Origin of the sequence: Endozoicomonas sp., assembly GCF_965196975.1 — a bacterium.
Taxonomy (GTDB): Bacteria; Pseudomonadota; Gammaproteobacteria; order Pseudomonadales; family Endozoicomonadaceae; genus Endozoicomonas.
The window spans coordinates 3,540,142-3,557,186 of the sequence record NZ_OZ239981.1 but is presented as its reverse complement, the minus strand read 5'-3'; the positions used below and the strand labels follow the sequence as shown (position 1 = coordinate 3,557,186).

The following is a 17,045-nucleotide window of genomic DNA, read 5'->3' as shown; positions in this document are numbered from 1 at the left end:
TTGTTGATCCATAGAGTCAGACAAACCGGCTGAATTTTGATATTCTAACCGGCCGCCAATGGATGGCGATGAAAACCCCGTCAGCAATGGAGTGTGGTGACTCGCATAATAAGTCACCGTTTACAGACAGAAACCAGAACAAAACCATTTGCGATCGAACGTCAGTAGAGGGACTGTTTCATGCCAGCCTATCGCTCCAGAACATCAACCCATGGCCGTAATATGGCCGGAGCCCGTGCACTATGGCGGGCAACTGGAATGAACGATGGGGATTTCAACAAGCCCATTATTGCTGTGGCTAACTCATTTACCCAGTTCGTGCCTGGCCATGTTCATTTGAAAGACATGGGGCAGCTGGTTTGCCGTGAAATTGAGAAACATGGTGGTGTTGCGAAAGAGTTCAACACCATTGCCGTGGATGATGGTATCGCAATGGGGCATGATGGCATGCTCTATTCGTTACCCAGCCGGGATATCATTGCTGACTCTGTTGAGTATATGGTCAATGCCCATACTGCTGATGCACTGGTGTGTATTTCCAACTGTGACAAAATCACCCCGGGAATGTTGATGGCGGCCATGCGCCTGAACATCCCGGTAGTTTTCGTTTCCGGTGGCCCAATGGAAGCGGGTAAAACCAAGCTGGCTCAGCACGGCCTTGATCTTGTGGATGCCATGGTTATTGCGGCTTCAGATGCGGATGATGAAACCGTTGCAGAGTATGAACGTTCAGCCTGTCCAACCTGTGGTTCCTGCTCGGGGATGTTCACCGCCAACTCCATGAACTGTCTGACAGAAGCGCTTGGTCTCTCCCTGCCGGGTAATGGCTCCATGCTGGCTACTCACGCTGACCGTGAACAGCTTTTCCTGGAAGCAGCTCGCCGTATTGTTGATGTCACCCGGCGTTATTATGAAAACGATGACGATAGTGTTTTGCCAAGATCGATCGCCAGTTTCAAGGCGTTTGAAAATGCCATGAGTCTGGACATCGCCATGGGGGGGTCGACCAATACCATCCTTCACCTGCTGGCTGCTGCTCAGGAAGGTGGCATACCCTTCGATATGCGCAATATTGACGAGCTGTCCCGTCGGATTCCCCAGCTATGCAAGGTAGCCCCAAATACCCAGAAATACCATATGGAAGATGTCCACCGGGCAGGTGGTGTGATGGGGATCCTTGGTGAGCTGGATCGTGCCGGGTTATTGCACAATGATATTCCCATGGTACACAGCACCACAGTCAGTGAAGCACTGTCCCATTGGGATATTATCCAGACCAGTGATGAGTCCGTAAAAACGTTCTTTAAGGCAGGTCCTGCCGGTATTCGTACTACAGAAGCATTCAGTCAGGATTATCGCTGGGAAACACTGGATGATGACCGGGCTGATGGCTGCATTCGTTCTCTTGAGCATGCTTTCAGTACTGAAGGTGGCCTTGCTGTCCTTTATGGCAACATTGCAGTCGATGGTTGTGTCGTCAAAACCTCGGGAGTTGATGATGATAACCTGGTCTTCGAAGGCCCTGCGCATGTCTGTGAAAGTCAGGAAGGCGCGGTCAGCGATATTCTAGAAGACCGGGTCAAACCAGGTGAAGTGGTTATTATTCGCTACGAAGGGCCAAAAGGTGGTCCTGGTATGCAGGAAATGCTCTATCCAACCAGCTATCTGAAGTCAAAAGGATTGGGTAAGGCCTGCGCTCTGCTGACGGATGGACGTTTCTCGGGCGGCACTTCAGGTCTATCCATCGGACATGCTTCTCCAGAGGCTGCTTCTGGTGGCGCCATTGGCCTGGTAGAGAGTGGAGATATTATCCGGATTGATATCCCTAATCGCAGTATTGATGTCAGGTTATCTGATGAAGAGTTGGCAGTGCGACGTGCCGCTATGGAAGCAAAAGGAAAAGATGCCTGGAAGCCGGTTAAACCTCGTCCACGAAAGGTATCTACCGCTCTTAAAGCGTATGCGCGCATGGTAACCAGTGCGGATAAAGGGGCCGTTCGGGACTTGAGCCTTTTCGACTGAGCCTGTTAAGGAAAAAATAGCTGACTCCAATAGAAGCCAGCTGACTATTACATACACAAGATACGAAGAGCCACCAGAATCAACAGGATGCCACACAGCCGGTTGATCAGCGTGGCTCTTTTTCGTAGAGCTGGCAGCACTTTTCCATGACCTGCTACTGATGCAATCATGCAATACCAGACACCATCGCAGAGGGTTGCAATGGATGCCATTAAAATCTGAGTCATTACCGTCGACTCAGGTGTTACAAACTGGCTGAACAGCGCCAGGAAGAATACGGCAATCTTGGGATTCAGGAATGAGACCAGAAAGCCATCAATTGCTGCCTGTTTCAGACTTAGCTGCTGTTGTAACTGATGGCTGTCTTTAATTAATGAGGATGAGGAAGTGATTGCCCTATATCCCATCCAGGCCAGATAGGCAGATCCAGCATAGGTAATGAACTTGTAGAGCCAGGGCGTTTCAGTGATCACAACGCCGATACCTGCTGCCACCAGAAAAGCATAAATACCAATGCCCAGGGCATGGGAAATGGATGTGACCAGTCCGTGGGCTCTGGAACCCTGCACGGTACTTTTCATTACGGCGGCCAGACTTGGACCTGGTGATATGGCGCCAAGCACGCAAATGGCTAAGAGGGATAACCATGAAGACGCTGTCATTGCACTACTACTTTATGTGTTGTTGTAAGGGATGTTAAGTATAACGTTTTACTTCACGTTGCAAACGGGGGGCTCATTCGCTTTTTATTCTATTGGCTTACAGGGCGGATAAATAGCAGAGGTTTGCCTTTTTCCAAAACATAGGGGTAGGGAATGGTGCGATTATTTTCACCCGTACCTGCTTCGTTCGGAGCGATATAAAAATATGCCCATCCTGGCAGACGTGCACTGAGTTTTTGGTAGAACATGCTGGCACTGATACTTTTGGTTCCTTCTCCTTCTGCGAGAATCAAGCGGGGGAAAGCAGAGTCGTCTTTAGCTGGGAAAAACCAGGATGCTTCTCCGGCAATATTATGAAAGGCAAAGCGAGGAGCGCGGTAGGGACCTTTGGGTTCAGTCACGTAGAGGCTTAATACGCAGTTCATTTTTTGCAGTGAACAATTGCCGTCAGAATGACCAAGGTACCATTGTTTGAATTTTCTACCTTCATGAATGAAAGGCTTTTTTACAGCTTGATAGTTGTAATCCATTTCATGAAGAATAGCGAGGGAAGCCCTGCTTAACATGGTTTCCATTATATGCTTGGCACTTGCACTATCCGGTGCCATGTGATGAGGCATCCATGCGAATACTCTGTGTTCACTGTGATGGCTCACACCCGGAATAGTCCATCCCCAGTAGAACCTCTCAAAGGGACCATAGGGGTTAATATTAATGCCTGCAATACCACTCGAGCTGCCATATGCTGGATGGAATATGCCACCTAATTTGTAATCCAGCAGTTTGCCATCTTTATCATAAGCGGTATCCGGTAGCTCCTGATCATAGAGCTTCTCTTCCATTCCCGCTGCATTGGCAAGATTTTTAGCCTTTGACCATTGGTTTTTGTATGGCTCGTTATAACCGGCCATACAACCAGCAAGTAGAAGGGTAGAAACTAGTGACAGTACCCGGAAGCCCATGAGCCATCCCCATTTTTAGTCAAATGAATGCTCCTCCCAGTGCTTCTGGTTTGTTGATCCTAGAAGTTGCAGGAAGGCTTGTTGGAAATATATCGGCGGGGTAAAAGTGGCCTTTATTGAATGGGGCTTCCCACGCTTTGAAAGGCCAATTGGTTGGATTCAGGCAATAACCTGTATAGGAGGGAGGCCGGCCAGATTCAGGGTCAGGGTAAGCAGTTCATCCCAGGCGTTTCCTTTATCTAACCCTTTGATGCAGCGATCAATCTTTCCCGAGGTAAGCAGCATTTGACGCAGGTTTCGTTCACTGCTTCGACGAATGGCCTTTTCCAGAAGTGATTTTCTGCGTTTCAGCATGAATGGAGCAAAACCCAGAGCTTTTGCCGACTGGTCAATGGCGAGATCAGTGGAAAGACCACGGGATATCTGGCGACTGAGGTGGCTGAGCAGGCGGATCTCCCTGGCCAGAGCCCATAGAACGATTGGAGGCTCGATGCCTTCACCTTTCAGAATGCCAAGGATGCGTACACACTGTTTGATATTGCCTTCGAGAGCAGTGTCCAGTAATTGGAACACATCATATCGAGCATTGTCCGACACTGCTTCTCGCACGCTCGCTTCATCAATGGTTTTGTCTTTTGTCAGAAGCTTGAGTTTTTCCAGTTCCTGGGATGCTGCCAGAAGATTACCTTCCACCCGCTCGGCAATCAGGTTCAGGGCATCCGGCGTTGCTTTGTAGCCATCCATTTTAAGCTGTTGATTGAGCCAGTTCGGTAACTGTCCAGACTCAATGGGCCAGATGGGAATAAATACACCAGCATGTTCCAGGGCCTTGAACCATTTTGATTTCTGCAGGGTGTTATCCAGCCGATCCGTTATCATCAGCAGCAGGTTGTCTGGTGAGGGGTGGCTGATGTATTCCAGAAGCGCTTTACTGCCTGCATCCCCAGGCTTGCCATTGGGTATCCGAAGCTCAAGTATCTGCTTCTGGGCAAACAGGGACAGGCTGTTTGCCGTGCTGAGAAAATCCCCCCAGTCAAACCCGCTTTCAACATGATAAACATGGCGCTCAGAAAAACCGGTGTCTCTGGCATGTTTTCGGATCTGATCACAGCACTGAGCAACCTGAAGCGGCTCATCACCACTGACAATGTAGACAGGAGCCAGCTGTTTATTGAGCTGTGCTTTCAGTTGGTCAATACGAAGCTTCAAGGTTGGGTGGTCCGGTCCGATTCACTGTTTTCCAGCTGTTGGGCTTTCGCTGCATCTCTGGCCTTTTTAGCTGCTTCTGAAAGCTCCGCCTCAGAAAGGTTGTGAATCCGGCGCAGGGTTGTTGCGATCAGCTCCTGTTGTAGCTCAGAAAGGATAATTGATTGTTCTGATTCGGCCGCATTTGGGGCGTCCTGATTCTGGGTAATGTAGCGCTCACGTGTTAACTGAACTGGAGAGGACAGAGGAAGGCCTGAGGAGGTCTGTAACTGGTAGGCCACGTTCATGGCAATTCTCTGCTCAAAATAGCCTGCGCTGGCAACGGTCTGCTGATCAACATCACGCTCGACCTTGACGACGTTAATTCGCCAGGGAGCCTGGTCATTGATGTTGATTCCACTGCGTTCAATGGCTCTGGAGAGGTGGCGAATATAGACAGGGTCATTGCCAGCGATTGACAACTGTTTGATCTCACCGCCAGTGCTCATTTCTCCTCTCAGGTGGAAGCCACAGGCAGTTAACAGGCTGGTTAACAGCAGCAGAGCCAGCATGCTCACTGAACGAAAGGTGTAGGTCATGATCTCTCCGTGGTCCACCAATAATGCTTCAGGTCGTCAAATTCATTAGCCCCAACAGCTTTGCAGATTGCATGCGTATATCTGAACTTATATGGGGAGGATAATCTATTCGACCTGTAACTCTATCATGAGGAAGGTGATCAGAAAAAAGAAAATTAGGGGGCGTTCTCAATTAGCCATGACAAACAAACACGCCGCAATCAATGCGGCGTGTGTATTGGCTTTAGTGGTTAGCTGGGCTCAAGACAGGTCAAAGCGGTCAGCATTCATCACTTTGGTCCAGGCTGCTACAAAGTCACGAACAAACTTTTCCTGATTATCGTCCTGGGCATACACTTCTGCGTAAGCTCTCAGAATCGAGTTGGAACCAAATACCAGATCAACACGGGTAGCGGTCCACTTCACGGTATCGGTCTGGCGGTCCCTAATCTCATAGAGTCCATCAGAGGCCGGTTTCCATGTGTAGTTCATATCCACCAGATTCACGAAGAAATCGGTCGTCAACTGACCTTCGCGATCGGTGAAGACGCCGTGTTTGGTGCCACCATAGTTAGTGCCCAGGACACGCATGCCGCCAATCAGAGCTGTCATTTCGTGGGCAGAGAGTCCCATTAATTGAGTTCGATCGAGCAGCATCTCTTCAGCAGCGACCACGTAATCTTTCTTGAGCCAATTGCGGAAGCCATCGTGCAGAGGTTCAAGCACTTCGAAAGACTTAACGTCCGTCTGCTCCAGCGCCGCATCGCCACGGCCGGGAGCGAATGGCACCTTAACGTCAAAACCAGTGGCTTTAATAGAGGCTTCCAGACCAACATTACCGGCCAGAACAATCACATCTGCCACGCTGACGCCGGTCTCTGCAGCAATAGGTTCCAGTACGGCGAGAACTTTTTCCAGGCGCTTGGGCTCGTTACCAGTCCAATCCTTCTGGAAATCGAAACGGATACGGGCACCGTTGGCTCCACCCCGTTTGTCTGAGCCCCGGAAGGTACGGGCGCTGTCCCAGGCCGTAGCGATCATTTCGCTGTTACTCAGACCACTGGCAGCAATCCGGGCCTTAACGGCATCCACATCGTAATCAGTCCTGCCTGCAGGTACCGGGTCTTGCCAGATCAACGCTTCCTGTGGTGCATCCGGGCCAATGTAGCGGGATTTTGGTCCCATATCCCGGTGGGTCAGCTTGAACCAGGCCCGCGCAAACACTTCAGAGAAGTACGCATGGTCGTCACGGAAGCGTTCGGAAATCTTGCGATATTCCGGATCCACCTTAAGGGCCATATCCGCATCGGTCATGATCGGGTTGTAACGGATCGATGGGTCTTCCACATCGACAGGTTTGTCTTCCTCGGCAATATCGACGGGCTCATATTGCCAGGCACCGGCAGGGCTCTTCTTCAGTTCCCAGTCGTATTTGAACAGCAGGTGGAAATAGCCGTTATCCCATTGCGTCGGATTGGTGGTCCAGGCGCCTTCAATACCGGAAGTCACAGTATTGCGGCCAATGCCCCGGCTGGTTTTGTTCAGCCAGCCAAGGCCCTGGTCTTCCAGTTCAGCACCTTCTGGCGCCTCACCCAGTAACTCTGCCTTGCCGTTACCATGACATTTACCCACGGTATGACCACCAGCTGCGAGGGCAACAGTTTCCTCGTCGTTCATCGCCATACGTTCAAAGGTGACGCGCATGTCGTGGGCGGTTTTCAGAGGGTCCGGGTTACCATCTACGCCTTCCGGGTTGACGTAAATCAGGCCCATCATAACCGCTGCCAATGGGTTTTCCAGATCGCGGGTGCCGGAGTAACGGCCGCCTTCTTCAGTACTTGGCTTCAGCCACTCTTTTTCAGAGCCCCAATAGGTATCTTTTTCAGGGTGCCAGATATCTTCGCGACCAAAAGCGAAGCCAAACGTTTTCAGTCCCATGGATTCATAAGCGACAGTACCTGCATAAGCGAGCAGGTCAGCCCAGCTCAGCTTGTTGCCGTACTTTTTCTTGATAGGCCACAATAGACGACGGGCTTTGTCCAGATTGGCGTTATCGGGCCAGGAATTCAATGGTGCAAAGCGCAGGTTACCGGTACCGGCACCGCCACGGCCGTCGGCAATACGGTAAGTACCGGCGGCGTGCCAGGACATACGCACCATCAGACCACCGTAGTGCCCCCAGTCGGCAGGCCACCATTCCTGGGAGTTGGTCATCAGGTCTTTGAGATCTTGTTTCAGGCCGGCAAAATCGAGGGTTTTCACCGCTTCCCGATAGTTAAACTCCGGCTCCATCGGGTCAGTTTTTTGATCATGCTGATGCAGAATGTCTAGGTTCAGTGTTTTTGGCCACCAGTCAACATTCGACTTGCCGCTCTCTGTTACCGCTCCGTGCATAACAGGGCATTTTCCAGAGTGGGGTTTATTCATTGTCCAGTTCTTCTTGCGGATTAAATCAGAATCATTATCACTTGTCAGATTTCTTTTGGTTTTGACTTAAGTCAATAATTTCTTAAATTTATCAGTAATTTACGAATGTTTTCGTGGGTTGTCGAAGTGTGGTTGTTTTTTTGCGCGGTTGTTACTTGGTGTTCTGTTGTTTTCCGAGGGTTTCTCCTTGGGGAGGCCAAGTGGTTGGCTCGTTAAGGCGCTATACCTGTTTTGATATCCTCAATAGAGGACCAAACTCATTAACAGAGTTGAAGAGTAAAAAAAACACTTACTTAAGTGAGACCCCGACTCTATCGGTTATGATAAAGGCTGTATCTTCAAGATAATAAGCCGCTTCATTAATAAATACCGGATGACCTGGTTCGCCGGAATATCTGATTTCATCACCCTGAAATGTCATAAATATTGGGTGGCTGGCTTCCAGCAGACGATAGTCACGATCCTGAAGATCCTTATGAACCACTGCTGTTGGCTCTCCCTCACGACCTCTGGGATAAGGTACCTTTTCCCTGAACTTAAACACGGTCACTTCTTCAGGAAGTTTGGGCTCCTCACGGGTCTTGCTGAGTGTCAGGAACTTAACGACCAGCTCTACGACTTTTTCCGTGGCTTCAAAGAGGTCATGACGAAGTACAGCATTGGGTAAGGGGCCGACCTCAATGACAATACCAAAACGGGAAATGCTGTTTAACGACTGATGTTGAACACGGTCCATATCGCTGAGAAGGATATGGGCTTCGGGCATATTTTTCTGAACATAAGCCGCAGCGCGAAGGTTTAATGGCTCATTATTTCTGACGATCAGAGTAATGCCCATATTGGCGGTTGTACTGTGGAGATCAATAATGAAATGCTGGCTTAGCTTGTCCTGTGAAAAGTGTCTGGATATTTCTCTCGCCCGCTGATACTCATGCTGGTCTTGAGTACCGGATAGAATGTCGGAAGAAAATGAACGATTCAGGTCTTGATCAATAAAACGTCTTGCCTGAGCAAAGGCTTCAGGGTTTGCCAGCAGCGTTGATACTTCGATGGCATTGTCTTGGAACGTACCAGCTTGTTCTGCCTTACGGATGAAGTAAGGGCCGATGTACTCATTACCGTGAGTTCCACCAACAATGGTTACTTTTTCAATGATTTGATTCTTGTCACCTTTCATCATCAATCTCTCTGGCAGTTCAGCTGTAGATTTCTAACTTTTTATTACTGCCTCAATTTATTTATCATCAATGGATAGCGAATAAGCGGTGTAACCTTGCTTACAATTTACTGTTAGATTCAGCCTTTCTTGTGGGAAAAAATCTTGCTGAGACTAGTTATAATCTGATGATTTCGCCAGTTTTTCTCCAGGCTTTATAGTTAATAATGTTTGTTGTGATATTTCTTGGATGAATAAACTGGAGAGCACTGCCGGCACCTGCCTGTTTCAGAAAATCCAAGTAAACTGCTCTCAACGGGTGCTCTCTCTGAATGATTGAAACAATAGTGCTCTATTTTCACAGCTACTATGGGAACACCACTCATAATAGTTAACTGTCATGCCCGCTTCTGTTATTTCCAGCTCTACCAAAAGCATCGTTTTGCAAATTGAAGTTTCTATAGATTCAGGCAACATGCTGAATCTTGAAGATAGTTTACAGCGTGCACTCAATGAAGCCGGGCAGCTTGGAACAAAAGAGTTATTGGGGCTATTTGAATCACCCAATAAAGAACCTATCGTCGTTAATCAGCAGAAGTGGAACTACAAAGGAAAGGTTCTTAAGCACTATGAAACCTTATACGGTCGTATACCTTTGGAGCGCTCCGTATATCAGGGTGTCAGAGGTGGCAGTACTCTGGCAGCACTTGATCTTCGTGCCGGTATTATTGGTTCAGCTACCCCCAAATTTGCCAAGTCTATCGCCTGGAAATACAGCCAGATGCCAGCGCCTGCGGTAAAAGAAGATTTTGAGACCAACCATCAAAGGACGCTTTCAAATTCTTATATCAAGCATTTATCGGACAGAGTAGGTGCATTAATTGAAGACCAGCAAGACACTCACTACCACCTTCCTCCACTAAAAGAGCCTGTTGAAACAATAGCCATTGGTCTGGATGGAACCTGCATGCTGCTTTGTGAAGAAGGCTGGAGGGAAGCCATGTGTGGGACATTGAGCCTATATTCTGCAGATGGAGACAGGCTCCACACGATATATACAGCCAGTTCGCCAGAGTATGGTAAACAAAGCTTTATGAGCAAGCTCGACGAGGAGATTGCAGATCTAAAACGACTCTACCCAAATGCCACATACATCGGGGTAGCTGACGGGGCTAGAGAAAACTGGAGTTATTTGAAACAACATACCTCTGGGCAGATACTCGATTTTTATCATGCATCTGAATATTTAGCTGGAGCAGCGGAAGCACTGTTTCCAACCAGTAAGGCGAAGCGACACCAGTGGCTTGAAGACAGGCTACATAGTTTGAAAAACAAGCGTGGAGCAGCCAAAAAAATCCTTCAGGAAATTGAATCAGCCGAGCTCCCGAAAAAGACAATCGCACTGACAGAGAAGCGCTACAAAGCTGTGAGCTATTTTACAAACAATCACCAGTTAATGAATTATCATCAGGCGCTTAAACGCCATTGGCCAATAGGTTCAGGAGTTACTGAAGCGGCTTGTAAGACTCTGGTAAAGCAACGATTATGTGGTTCTGGAATGAGGTGGAAAGCAACAGGAGCGGAAGTGCTTTTGACAACAAGAGCACTGATCCAGAGTAAGGGGCGCTGGGAACAACTTTGGTCTGAGTTCATGACTGGAAAGGTTGAAGCTAACCTATGAGTCAGTTATCAAATTGAGAGAGCACCCCTCTCAACGTTAATTTCCAAATGATCAATGAAAGGCTTATCGGTCTACTTACCTATTCTCGTACTATAACATGCACAGTATAAGTGCCTGCTCTGATAGGTGGTGGCTTTTGGAGGCTCTGGAAAGTTGACTGGTTGGAGATCGCCAATAAAAGTAAGTCGGTAAAAATTCCCAATGCTTACATTTTTATTTCAAGCTGGGCAATTCTCTCAAGTTGTACAGGGAGGACTATCTCTCCTCCAGCCTGCGGGCTCTGAAGCTGTAGTTCATTTTCATTGAGGCTGTCAATAAAGCCTTCATACTGCCGTCCATTATCCAGTGTGACCCTGATCTGCCGCCGTTCACCTTCAGACAAGCTGTTCAGTTCAACAGACTGGTACTGGATATGTTTGCCAACATACACTGCTCTCTGGTCGATTTCCTCTTCAGGCAGAGAGATAGATTGGTCATGTTGGAGGGTGCTGTTTGCACCGTGGGTGTCCGTTAACGCCTGTTCAGCGTTGCTAAATAGGATTGCCTGCAAATCACCAACTTTTTTACTCATCTCTCCCGGAACAATAGTGAGCTCCGGAGCAATGATTTCTCTATTATTAATCGATACATAGCGTTGACTGACAACTGGAACAGCCTCTCCCCAGTAATTGTGGTCCAAAATAAATGGTGATTGGAACTCCAGACTAATGGATACGGTTTCTGGTTTATTTAGAAAGTTCTGATACGCATCTCGAACAGAAACTCCAGGAATAACCCCCCACAGTGCAGCATAGTATCGATCCTCCCGTGAGGCTTCCCGGGCAATATACTCAGCGGTGGAAACACCCGTACCTTGTGTGCAGTACCGAACTTTTCGATTTATATAACCATCATCCTGATACAAAAAAGAAAGCTGTTTTAGCCCAAACCTTCCTCTTGTGACCGTTTCCCAGTCAAGGTGGCTTACATTGTCGATGGACATCCCCAGCGTGGTGAACCCAAGAGCTTGAATTTCGGTATCAATGGAAAGATCCAGAGTTTGGTTGAAGTCATGGAATCGATATCGAAGTCCTAAATTGACTAAGTTGGAGGGGGTATATCCCATGGATTTCAGCTGTACAGGACCAAAGAGAAGATTGTTTCTACATGTTCCAGTAAGGTTCGTGCTTAACTGCTCATTCCTCTTGGAAAAATGCGCTTCAAGGAGAGGGGTGTCCAGAAAAAATAAGTTCATGCCCTGCAGCTCTACAGCAAGGGATTCCGGGACTAAGGAGTAATCACCTTTTAAAGAAAGCTGGTACAGATCATAAAGTTCTGGAAAGCGAAGGGATATTCGTTGTATTTCCAGTTTGGGCTGTTGGCCGAACTGAAGGTCTACCGTTGCATTGCGTAAATTGATGGTGCCCCTCAGGCCGATATCAATGTTCTCGTAGCTGACGCGGGCGTAAGGGGATATATTGGCAATCCATTGATTAACCATTAATGTGATTTTACTGGATAAAAAGTATTGCATTCCCGGCAAAATTACGGCTGCCAGAATTGCGACCAGCGTAAGTCCTTTTAAGAAACGGAGCACTTCATTACCCTGCATCATCCATAAAATCTGTACATGGCTGAGAATTTTGCCAGCAATTCACAGGGGAAGCCAGTTCCCTTTCTGCTCTTTGCGACACTCGTCAGCATTAATGAGTCGATTTTTTAATCCATTGCCTGAGTTGAGGCTCAGGTAAGGCCCCTGAAACCCTGTCTACTTCCTTTCCACCCTTAAAGCAGATCAATGTAGGAATGCTTCGGATATTAAATTGTTGAGCTGGCAGGGGATGCTGCTGGGTATCCAGCTTGGCGAGCCTTAAATCAGGCTCCATTTCCTGTGCCAGTTTGCTGAAAGCCGGTGCCATGGCTTTGCAGGGGCCGCACCAGGGAGCCCAGAAATCAACAATGACAGGAATATCTGTCTGGCTGATAAAACGCTGAAATGTTCCGGCACTCAATTCTGCCGGTTGACCTGAAAAGAGTGGGGATCTGCATTTACCGCAGCGAGGGGTATCACTAAGCCTTTCCACTGGAACCCGGTTAGCAGTGATACATTTGGGACAGGCGATTTGAATTAGCTTTGACATTGTAAACTCTTAAATTGCATTCCGAGTACTGTATAAGCCTCCGTATTTTACATGTCTGTCTATCACTATTGATAGGAACTAATTGAGACTGCCGGTGTCTGATATATTCAAAATGTTGTTCAGAATCGGCTTTAAGATGGGGTGTTGGGCACTCTCGCTGTGTTGCCAGTCAATTGAAAAGGTGAGCTCATGCGGGCAAGTGAAAATACGGTAGTTCAACATACTACATTTTCGACAACGCAGCAGTCTGTTCAGTTTCTGTCAGCTTCGGGTGAGGATTCTGCTTCTTTTACTGGACGCAGAGTTGCTGGACGCAGAGTTATCACAACCACAGTCAACGGTTCTGTGACCGTCTATATTAATCAGAATAATAACACTGCCAAGCAAGTATGGTCAGTGCAAACCGTTCATGTTAAGGAAGATTTTACAGTGGTTTTTAATCAAGGCCATTTGGCTATCTGTCAGGACGCCAGGCCTTGTCATAATACATGGGGAGTAGCCCCAAACCCACAGCCTGGCTTGGTGACACCTCGTGTACAAATTTCTTCTCGAAAACCTGATGATGCTGAGGGTTCTACAAATGTAAAGATGATAATAAGACAAGTGCAAATCGTTCTGGTTATGGACAATTCTGAAGATCTTCTCCCTTCCATTAAAAGTGCGAAAGCTGGAGAGGCAAATAAAAATCTTCGTTTATTAAAGTTGGTTTCTGATCGCAGTGGAGAGCTGGCCGGTAGTGTATTCGAAAGAGAGTCAGAGCAAACAGCTCGTACCGAAACTTCAGGTAAAATTGACTTGACTGATGCACTTTCATCAATGGATTCCGAGCGCACTGACAGGTTTTCAGAGTACGATGATCGGGTTTTGAGCAAGGTGCCTTATTCCCAGGAAAGTAATGATCATTCAAATTCTCAGTACCTGAAGCAAAAAGTGTTCACGCTTCTTACTCATGCTGAACATGATGGTTTTATCAATGTAAGACTAAATGTATACCCTGAGAATAAAGTTGATCAATCCACTCATCGGAATGAGCAGATTTTAGAGCTACCTCTTTTTAGAATAGATAATAGGAATAATGAAAATAGGTCTAACTTGTTCATCAGTCATAGGTTTATTAGCAGCTTGGCTCCTATTATAGAGTTATCTCTGCCTGCTGCGACTTTGAATCAACCGTCATCATATGCGCCATCGGGTGGCTCTACAGTAACAAGTTCAACTTCGGTAGTCCCTGAAGTGGCGTTAAAGCAAGCTCAACTGCCTCCTTATAATATTTTACCGGCCGGAAACCCTGCTGGGGGCAATAATGATCGACCAGGTAATGGTAGAAAAAGAGGGCGTAAGTGGTGGGAAGAAGCTAAAAAAGGGGATGAAGGCGATAGTTCATTTTTTGGCGACGACTATTTGGAGCCTTTGGATAATGAGTAATGTCTTCATATCTTAATAAATATTGTTTCTCTCCATTATGTTGATATTCATCTTATCTAAACTCCTTACTTTATGGTGTGATATGTGTAACTGCGTAATTTTTATTTTTTGCAGAATAAAAAGGGAGCTGAAGCTCCCTTAACATCATCAAAAGTACTTGTTGCTTAGTTAGCAACAATATTCACAAGTTTGCCTGGAATCACAATCACTTTGCGGACTGTCAGACCGTCGGTAAACTTGCTGACGTTATCGTGTTCCAGAGCCAGCTTCTCAATGGCATCTTTATCCAGACCTGCTGGAACTTCCAGTTTCGCACGAACCTTACCATTGACCTGAACCACCAGGGTGATGGCATCTTTCTTCAGAGCTTCTTCATCAGCTGCTGGCCATGAAGCGTCCAGTACGGACTCAGAGTGACCCAAAGACTGCCAGATGCTGTGCATGGCGTGAGGTGCGATAGGTGCCAACATCAGTGTGGTTGCCTCAATGGCTTCACGCATCACTGCGCGGTCCTGATCGGTATTCACCTGGAACTTGTTGATTGCGTTGTTCAGCTCCATGATTGCAGCAATTGCCGTATTGAAGGTCAGGCGGCGCTCACAGTCATCTGAAACCTTATTGATGGTTTCATGCACTTTGCGACGAAGATCCTTTTGCTCTTTTGTCAGAGCATTCAGATCAAGAGCAGTTACATCACCACAGGCAATATGTTCTGCTGCCTGCTTCCAGAAGCGACGCAGGAATCGGTTGGCACCTTCTACTGCACTTTCGGACCACTCCAGTGTTTGCTCGGGTGGCGCTGCGAACATGGTGTACAGACGGATGGTGTCGGCACCGTACTGATCAATCAGGTCCTGAGGATCGATACCGTTGTTTTTGGATTTGGACATCTTGCTCATGCCCGCATGCTCAACAATGTCACCAGTCTCTTTCAGGGTGGCCTTAACCAAGCGCCCTTTGTCGTCAAATTCGCTGTCGACATCGGTCGGGGCGATCCACTGCTTGACGCCTTTCTCGTCTACCTTGAAGAAAGTGTCAGCCAATACCATGCCCTGGCAGAGCAGGCGCTTGAATGGTTCATCGCTTTCGACCAGGCCTGCATCACGAAGCAGCTTGTGATAGAAACGGGAGTAAAGCAGGTGCATAACCGCATGCTCGATACCACCGATGTACTGATCCACAGGCAGCCAGTAGTTAGCCTGCTCAGGGTTCAGCATCTGGTCGTCAGACTTTGGCGAGCAGTAGCGGGCGTAGTACCAGCTGGACTCCATGAACGTGTCAAAGGTATCGGTTTCACGGGTGGCAGGCTGGCCGTTGTGGGTGGTTTTTGCCCACTCTGGATCCGCTTTGATCGGGGACTGAACACCGTCCATTTCGACGTCTTCTGGCAGCAGCACCGGCAGGTCTTCCAGTGGAACAGGAACTTCAGTGCCGTCTTCCAGGTAGCGCATCGGGATTGGCGCACCCCAGTAACGCTGACGACTGACGCCCCAGTCACGAAGACGGTAGTTCACCTGGCGCTCACCTTTACCTTCAGCAATCAGCCGGTCGGCAATGGCATTGAAGGCATCTTCTGAAGTCAGGCCGTCAAACTCACCAGAGTTAACCAGCTTACCTTTTTCGGTAAATGCCGCTTCGCTGAGATCAATTGCTTCGCCATTGGCTGGTTCGATAACCTGTTCAATTGGCAGACCAAAACGAGTGGCAAATTCATAATCACGCTGGTCATGACCAGGAACCGCCATTACCGCACCCGTACCGTAATCCATCAGTACAAAGTTGGCCGCCCATACGGGCACTTCACGACCCGTAATTGGGTGAATGGCGCGGATGCCAGTATCGACACCCACTTTCTCCATGGTCGCCATCTCTGCTTCAGTCACCGCATTGGATTTGCAGTCCTGAATAAATGTGTCAAGCGCAGGGTTATTGACCGCTGCGGCTTTGGCTAATGGGTGCTCTGAGGCAATACCTACGTAGGTCACTCCCATCAGAGTGTCAGGACGTGTGGTGTAAACCTTGAACGCTTCAGGCGCACCTTCAGGCGTGTTGGCAACCTTAAAGGTCATCTGAACACCTTCGGAACGGCCGATCCAGTTGCGCTGCATGGCCTTAACCTGCTCTGGCCAGTGCTCCAACTTGTCGAGGTCAGACAGCAGTTCATCCGCGTAGGCTGTGATTTTGACAAACCACTGTGGCAGCTCTTTGCGCTCAACCACGGTGTCACAACGCCAGCAGCGACCATCTTCAACCTGCTCGTTGGCCAGTACGGTCGCATCGTTTGGACACCAGTTAACGGTGGCCATTTTTTTGTAGACCAGACCTTTTTCGTAGAGCTGAGTGAAGAACCACTGTTCCCACTTGTAGTAGTCCGGCTTACAGGTCGCCAGCTCACGGTTCCAGTCATAGCCAAAGCCCAAACGCTTTAGCTGGCCTTTCATGTAATCGATGTTTTCGTAGGTCCAGGGTGCGGGTGCGGTCTTGTTTTTGATGGCAGCATTTTCTGCAGGCAGACCAAACGCATCCCAGCCCATGGGCTGCAGGACATTTTTGCCCCGCATGCGCTGGTAGCGTGAAATCACATCACCAATGGTGTAGTTACGAACGTGCCCCATGTGCAGCCGGCCACTGGGGTACGGGAACATGGAGAGGCAGTAATACTTCTCTTTACTGTTATCTTCGGTGACAGCAAAGCTGTCATTGTCTTCCCAGAATTTCTGGGCTTCGCTCTCAATCTGATGCGGTTGGTAATGCTCTTCCATCATCGCTCAACAGGCTTAATGTAAAGGATCGCTTTGATGCTTTCTTGAAAGCAGTCTGGTGAGAA

12 protein-coding genes are annotated in these 17,045 nt (G+C 48.2%); 3 read left to right on the top strand and 9 right to left on the bottom strand.

Annotated features, from left to right (window positions below; genetic code table 11):
- Positions 1-180 precede the first annotated feature (180 nt).
- Positions 181-2,022, top strand: coding sequence for a dihydroxy-acid dehydratase (ilvD, locus tag ACOCLE_RS15895; RefSeq protein WP_419533302.1), 1,842 nt, complete (start codon positions 181-183; stop codon positions 2,020-2,022).
- A gap of 47 nt (positions 2,023-2,069) precedes the next feature.
- Here the strand turns inward: ilvD and ACOCLE_RS15890 are convergent, their stop codons facing one another.
- From ACOCLE_RS15890 to ACOCLE_RS15865, 6 genes are all read right to left on the bottom strand, one after another.
- Positions 2,070-2,591, bottom strand: a complete 522-nt coding sequence (locus ACOCLE_RS15890) for a LysE family translocator (protein WP_419533301.1) — start codon at positions 2,589-2,591, stop codon at positions 2,070-2,072.
- Between the two features lie 182 nt (positions 2,592-2,773).
- Positions 2,774-3,595 carry a hypothetical protein gene (locus tag ACOCLE_RS15885; protein WP_419533300.1) on the bottom strand — a complete coding sequence of 274 codons (822 nt, stop codon included), beginning with the start codon at positions 3,593-3,595 and terminating at the stop codon, positions 2,774-2,776.
- A 210-nt stretch (positions 3,596-3,805) separates the two neighbouring features.
- A complete protein-coding gene (gene holA / locus ACOCLE_RS15880) occupies positions 3,806-4,855 on the bottom strand; it encodes a DNA polymerase III subunit delta (protein WP_419533299.1) in 1,050 nt (349 codons plus the stop codon).
- Positions 4,852-5,430: a hypothetical protein gene (locus tag ACOCLE_RS15875; protein WP_419533298.1), complete on the bottom strand. Its 579-nt coding sequence runs from the start codon at positions 5,428-5,430 to the stop codon at positions 4,852-4,854. The genes holA and ACOCLE_RS15875 overlap by 4 nt, the downstream gene beginning before the upstream one ends.
- A 240-nt stretch (positions 5,431-5,670) precedes the next feature.
- The gene (gene katG / locus ACOCLE_RS15870) at positions 5,671-7,836 is read right to left on the bottom strand and encodes a catalase/peroxidase HPI (protein ID WP_419533297.1); all 2,166 of its coding nucleotides are present in this window, start codon (positions 7,834-7,836) and stop codon (positions 5,671-5,673) included.
- Positions 7,837-8,125: 289 nt separating this feature from the next.
- Positions 8,126-9,013 carry an aspartoacylase gene (locus ACOCLE_RS15865; protein ID WP_419533296.1) on the bottom strand — a complete coding sequence of 296 codons (888 nt, stop codon included), beginning with the start codon at positions 9,011-9,013 and terminating at the stop codon, positions 8,126-8,128.
- A 379-nt stretch (positions 9,014-9,392) separates the two neighbouring features.
- On the opposite strand from ACOCLE_RS15865, the gene ACOCLE_RS15860 reads away from it, so the two are divergent.
- The gene (locus tag ACOCLE_RS15860; RefSeq protein ID WP_419532972.1) at positions 9,393-10,673 is read left to right on the top strand and encodes an ISKra4 family transposase; all 1,281 of its coding nucleotides are present in this window, start codon (positions 9,393-9,395) and stop codon (positions 10,671-10,673) included.
- Positions 10,674-10,878: 205 nt separating this feature from the next.
- On the opposite strand, the gene ACOCLE_RS15855 is transcribed toward ACOCLE_RS15860, so the two are convergent.
- Both ACOCLE_RS15855 and trxC read right to left on the bottom strand, forming a co-directional pair.
- On the bottom strand, positions 10,879-12,267 hold the full coding sequence (locus tag ACOCLE_RS15855) for a hypothetical protein (RefSeq protein ID WP_419533295.1): 1,389 nt from the start codon (positions 12,265-12,267) through the stop codon (positions 10,879-10,881).
- Between the two features lie 88 nt (positions 12,268-12,355).
- Complete coding sequence (gene trxC, locus ACOCLE_RS15850; RefSeq protein ID WP_419533294.1) at positions 12,356-12,793, bottom strand: thioredoxin TrxC; 438 nt, start codon at positions 12,791-12,793, stop codon at positions 12,356-12,358.
- A 189-nt stretch (positions 12,794-12,982) separates the two neighbouring features.
- Between trxC and ACOCLE_RS15845 the strand changes: the two genes are divergently transcribed.
- Complete coding sequence (locus ACOCLE_RS15845; protein WP_419533293.1) at positions 12,983-14,218, top strand: hypothetical protein; 1,236 nt, start codon at positions 12,983-12,985, stop codon at positions 14,216-14,218.
- A 164-nt stretch (positions 14,219-14,382) separates the two neighbouring features.
- Here ACOCLE_RS15845 and leuS read toward each other — a convergent pair whose 3' ends face one another.
- Positions 14,383-16,980, bottom strand: coding sequence for a leucine--tRNA ligase (gene leuS, locus ACOCLE_RS15840; protein ID WP_419533292.1), 2,598 nt, complete (start codon positions 16,978-16,980; stop codon positions 14,383-14,385).
- Positions 16,981-17,045: the final 65 nt, after the last annotated feature.

Coding starts and splice junctions, on each gene's coding strand:
- ACOCLE_RS15885 (WP_419533300.1), bottom strand. CDS start 3,595: ATGGCCGGTTATAACGAGCCATACAAAAACCAATGGTCAAAGGCTAAA.
- ACOCLE_RS15860 (WP_419532972.1), top strand. CDS start 9,393: ATGCCCGCTTCTGTTATTTCCAGCTCTACCAAAAGCATCGTTTTGCAA.
- katG (WP_419533297.1), bottom strand. CDS start 7,836: ATGAATAAACCCCACTCTGGAAAATGCCCTGTTATGCACGGAGCGGTA.
- ACOCLE_RS15865 (WP_419533296.1), bottom strand. CDS start 9,013: ATGAAAGGTGACAAGAATCAAATCATTGAAAAAGTAACCATTGTTGGT.
- ilvD (WP_419533302.1), top strand. CDS start 181: ATGCCAGCCTATCGCTCCAGAACATCAACCCATGGCCGTAATATGGCC.
- ACOCLE_RS15855 (WP_419533295.1), bottom strand. CDS start 12,267: ATGATGCAGGGTAATGAAGTGCTCCGTTTCTTAAAAGGACTTACGCTG.
- leuS (WP_419533292.1), bottom strand. CDS start 16,980: ATGGAAGAGCATTACCAACCGCATCAGATTGAGAGCGAAGCCCAGAAA.
- trxC (WP_419533294.1), bottom strand. CDS start 12,793: ATGTCAAAGCTAATTCAAATCGCCTGTCCCAAATGTATCACTGCTAAC.
- ACOCLE_RS15845 (WP_419533293.1), top strand. CDS start 12,983: ATGCGGGCAAGTGAAAATACGGTAGTTCAACATACTACATTTTCGACA.
- ACOCLE_RS15875 (WP_419533298.1), bottom strand. CDS start 5,430: ATGACCTACACCTTTCGTTCAGTGAGCATGCTGGCTCTGCTGCTGTTA.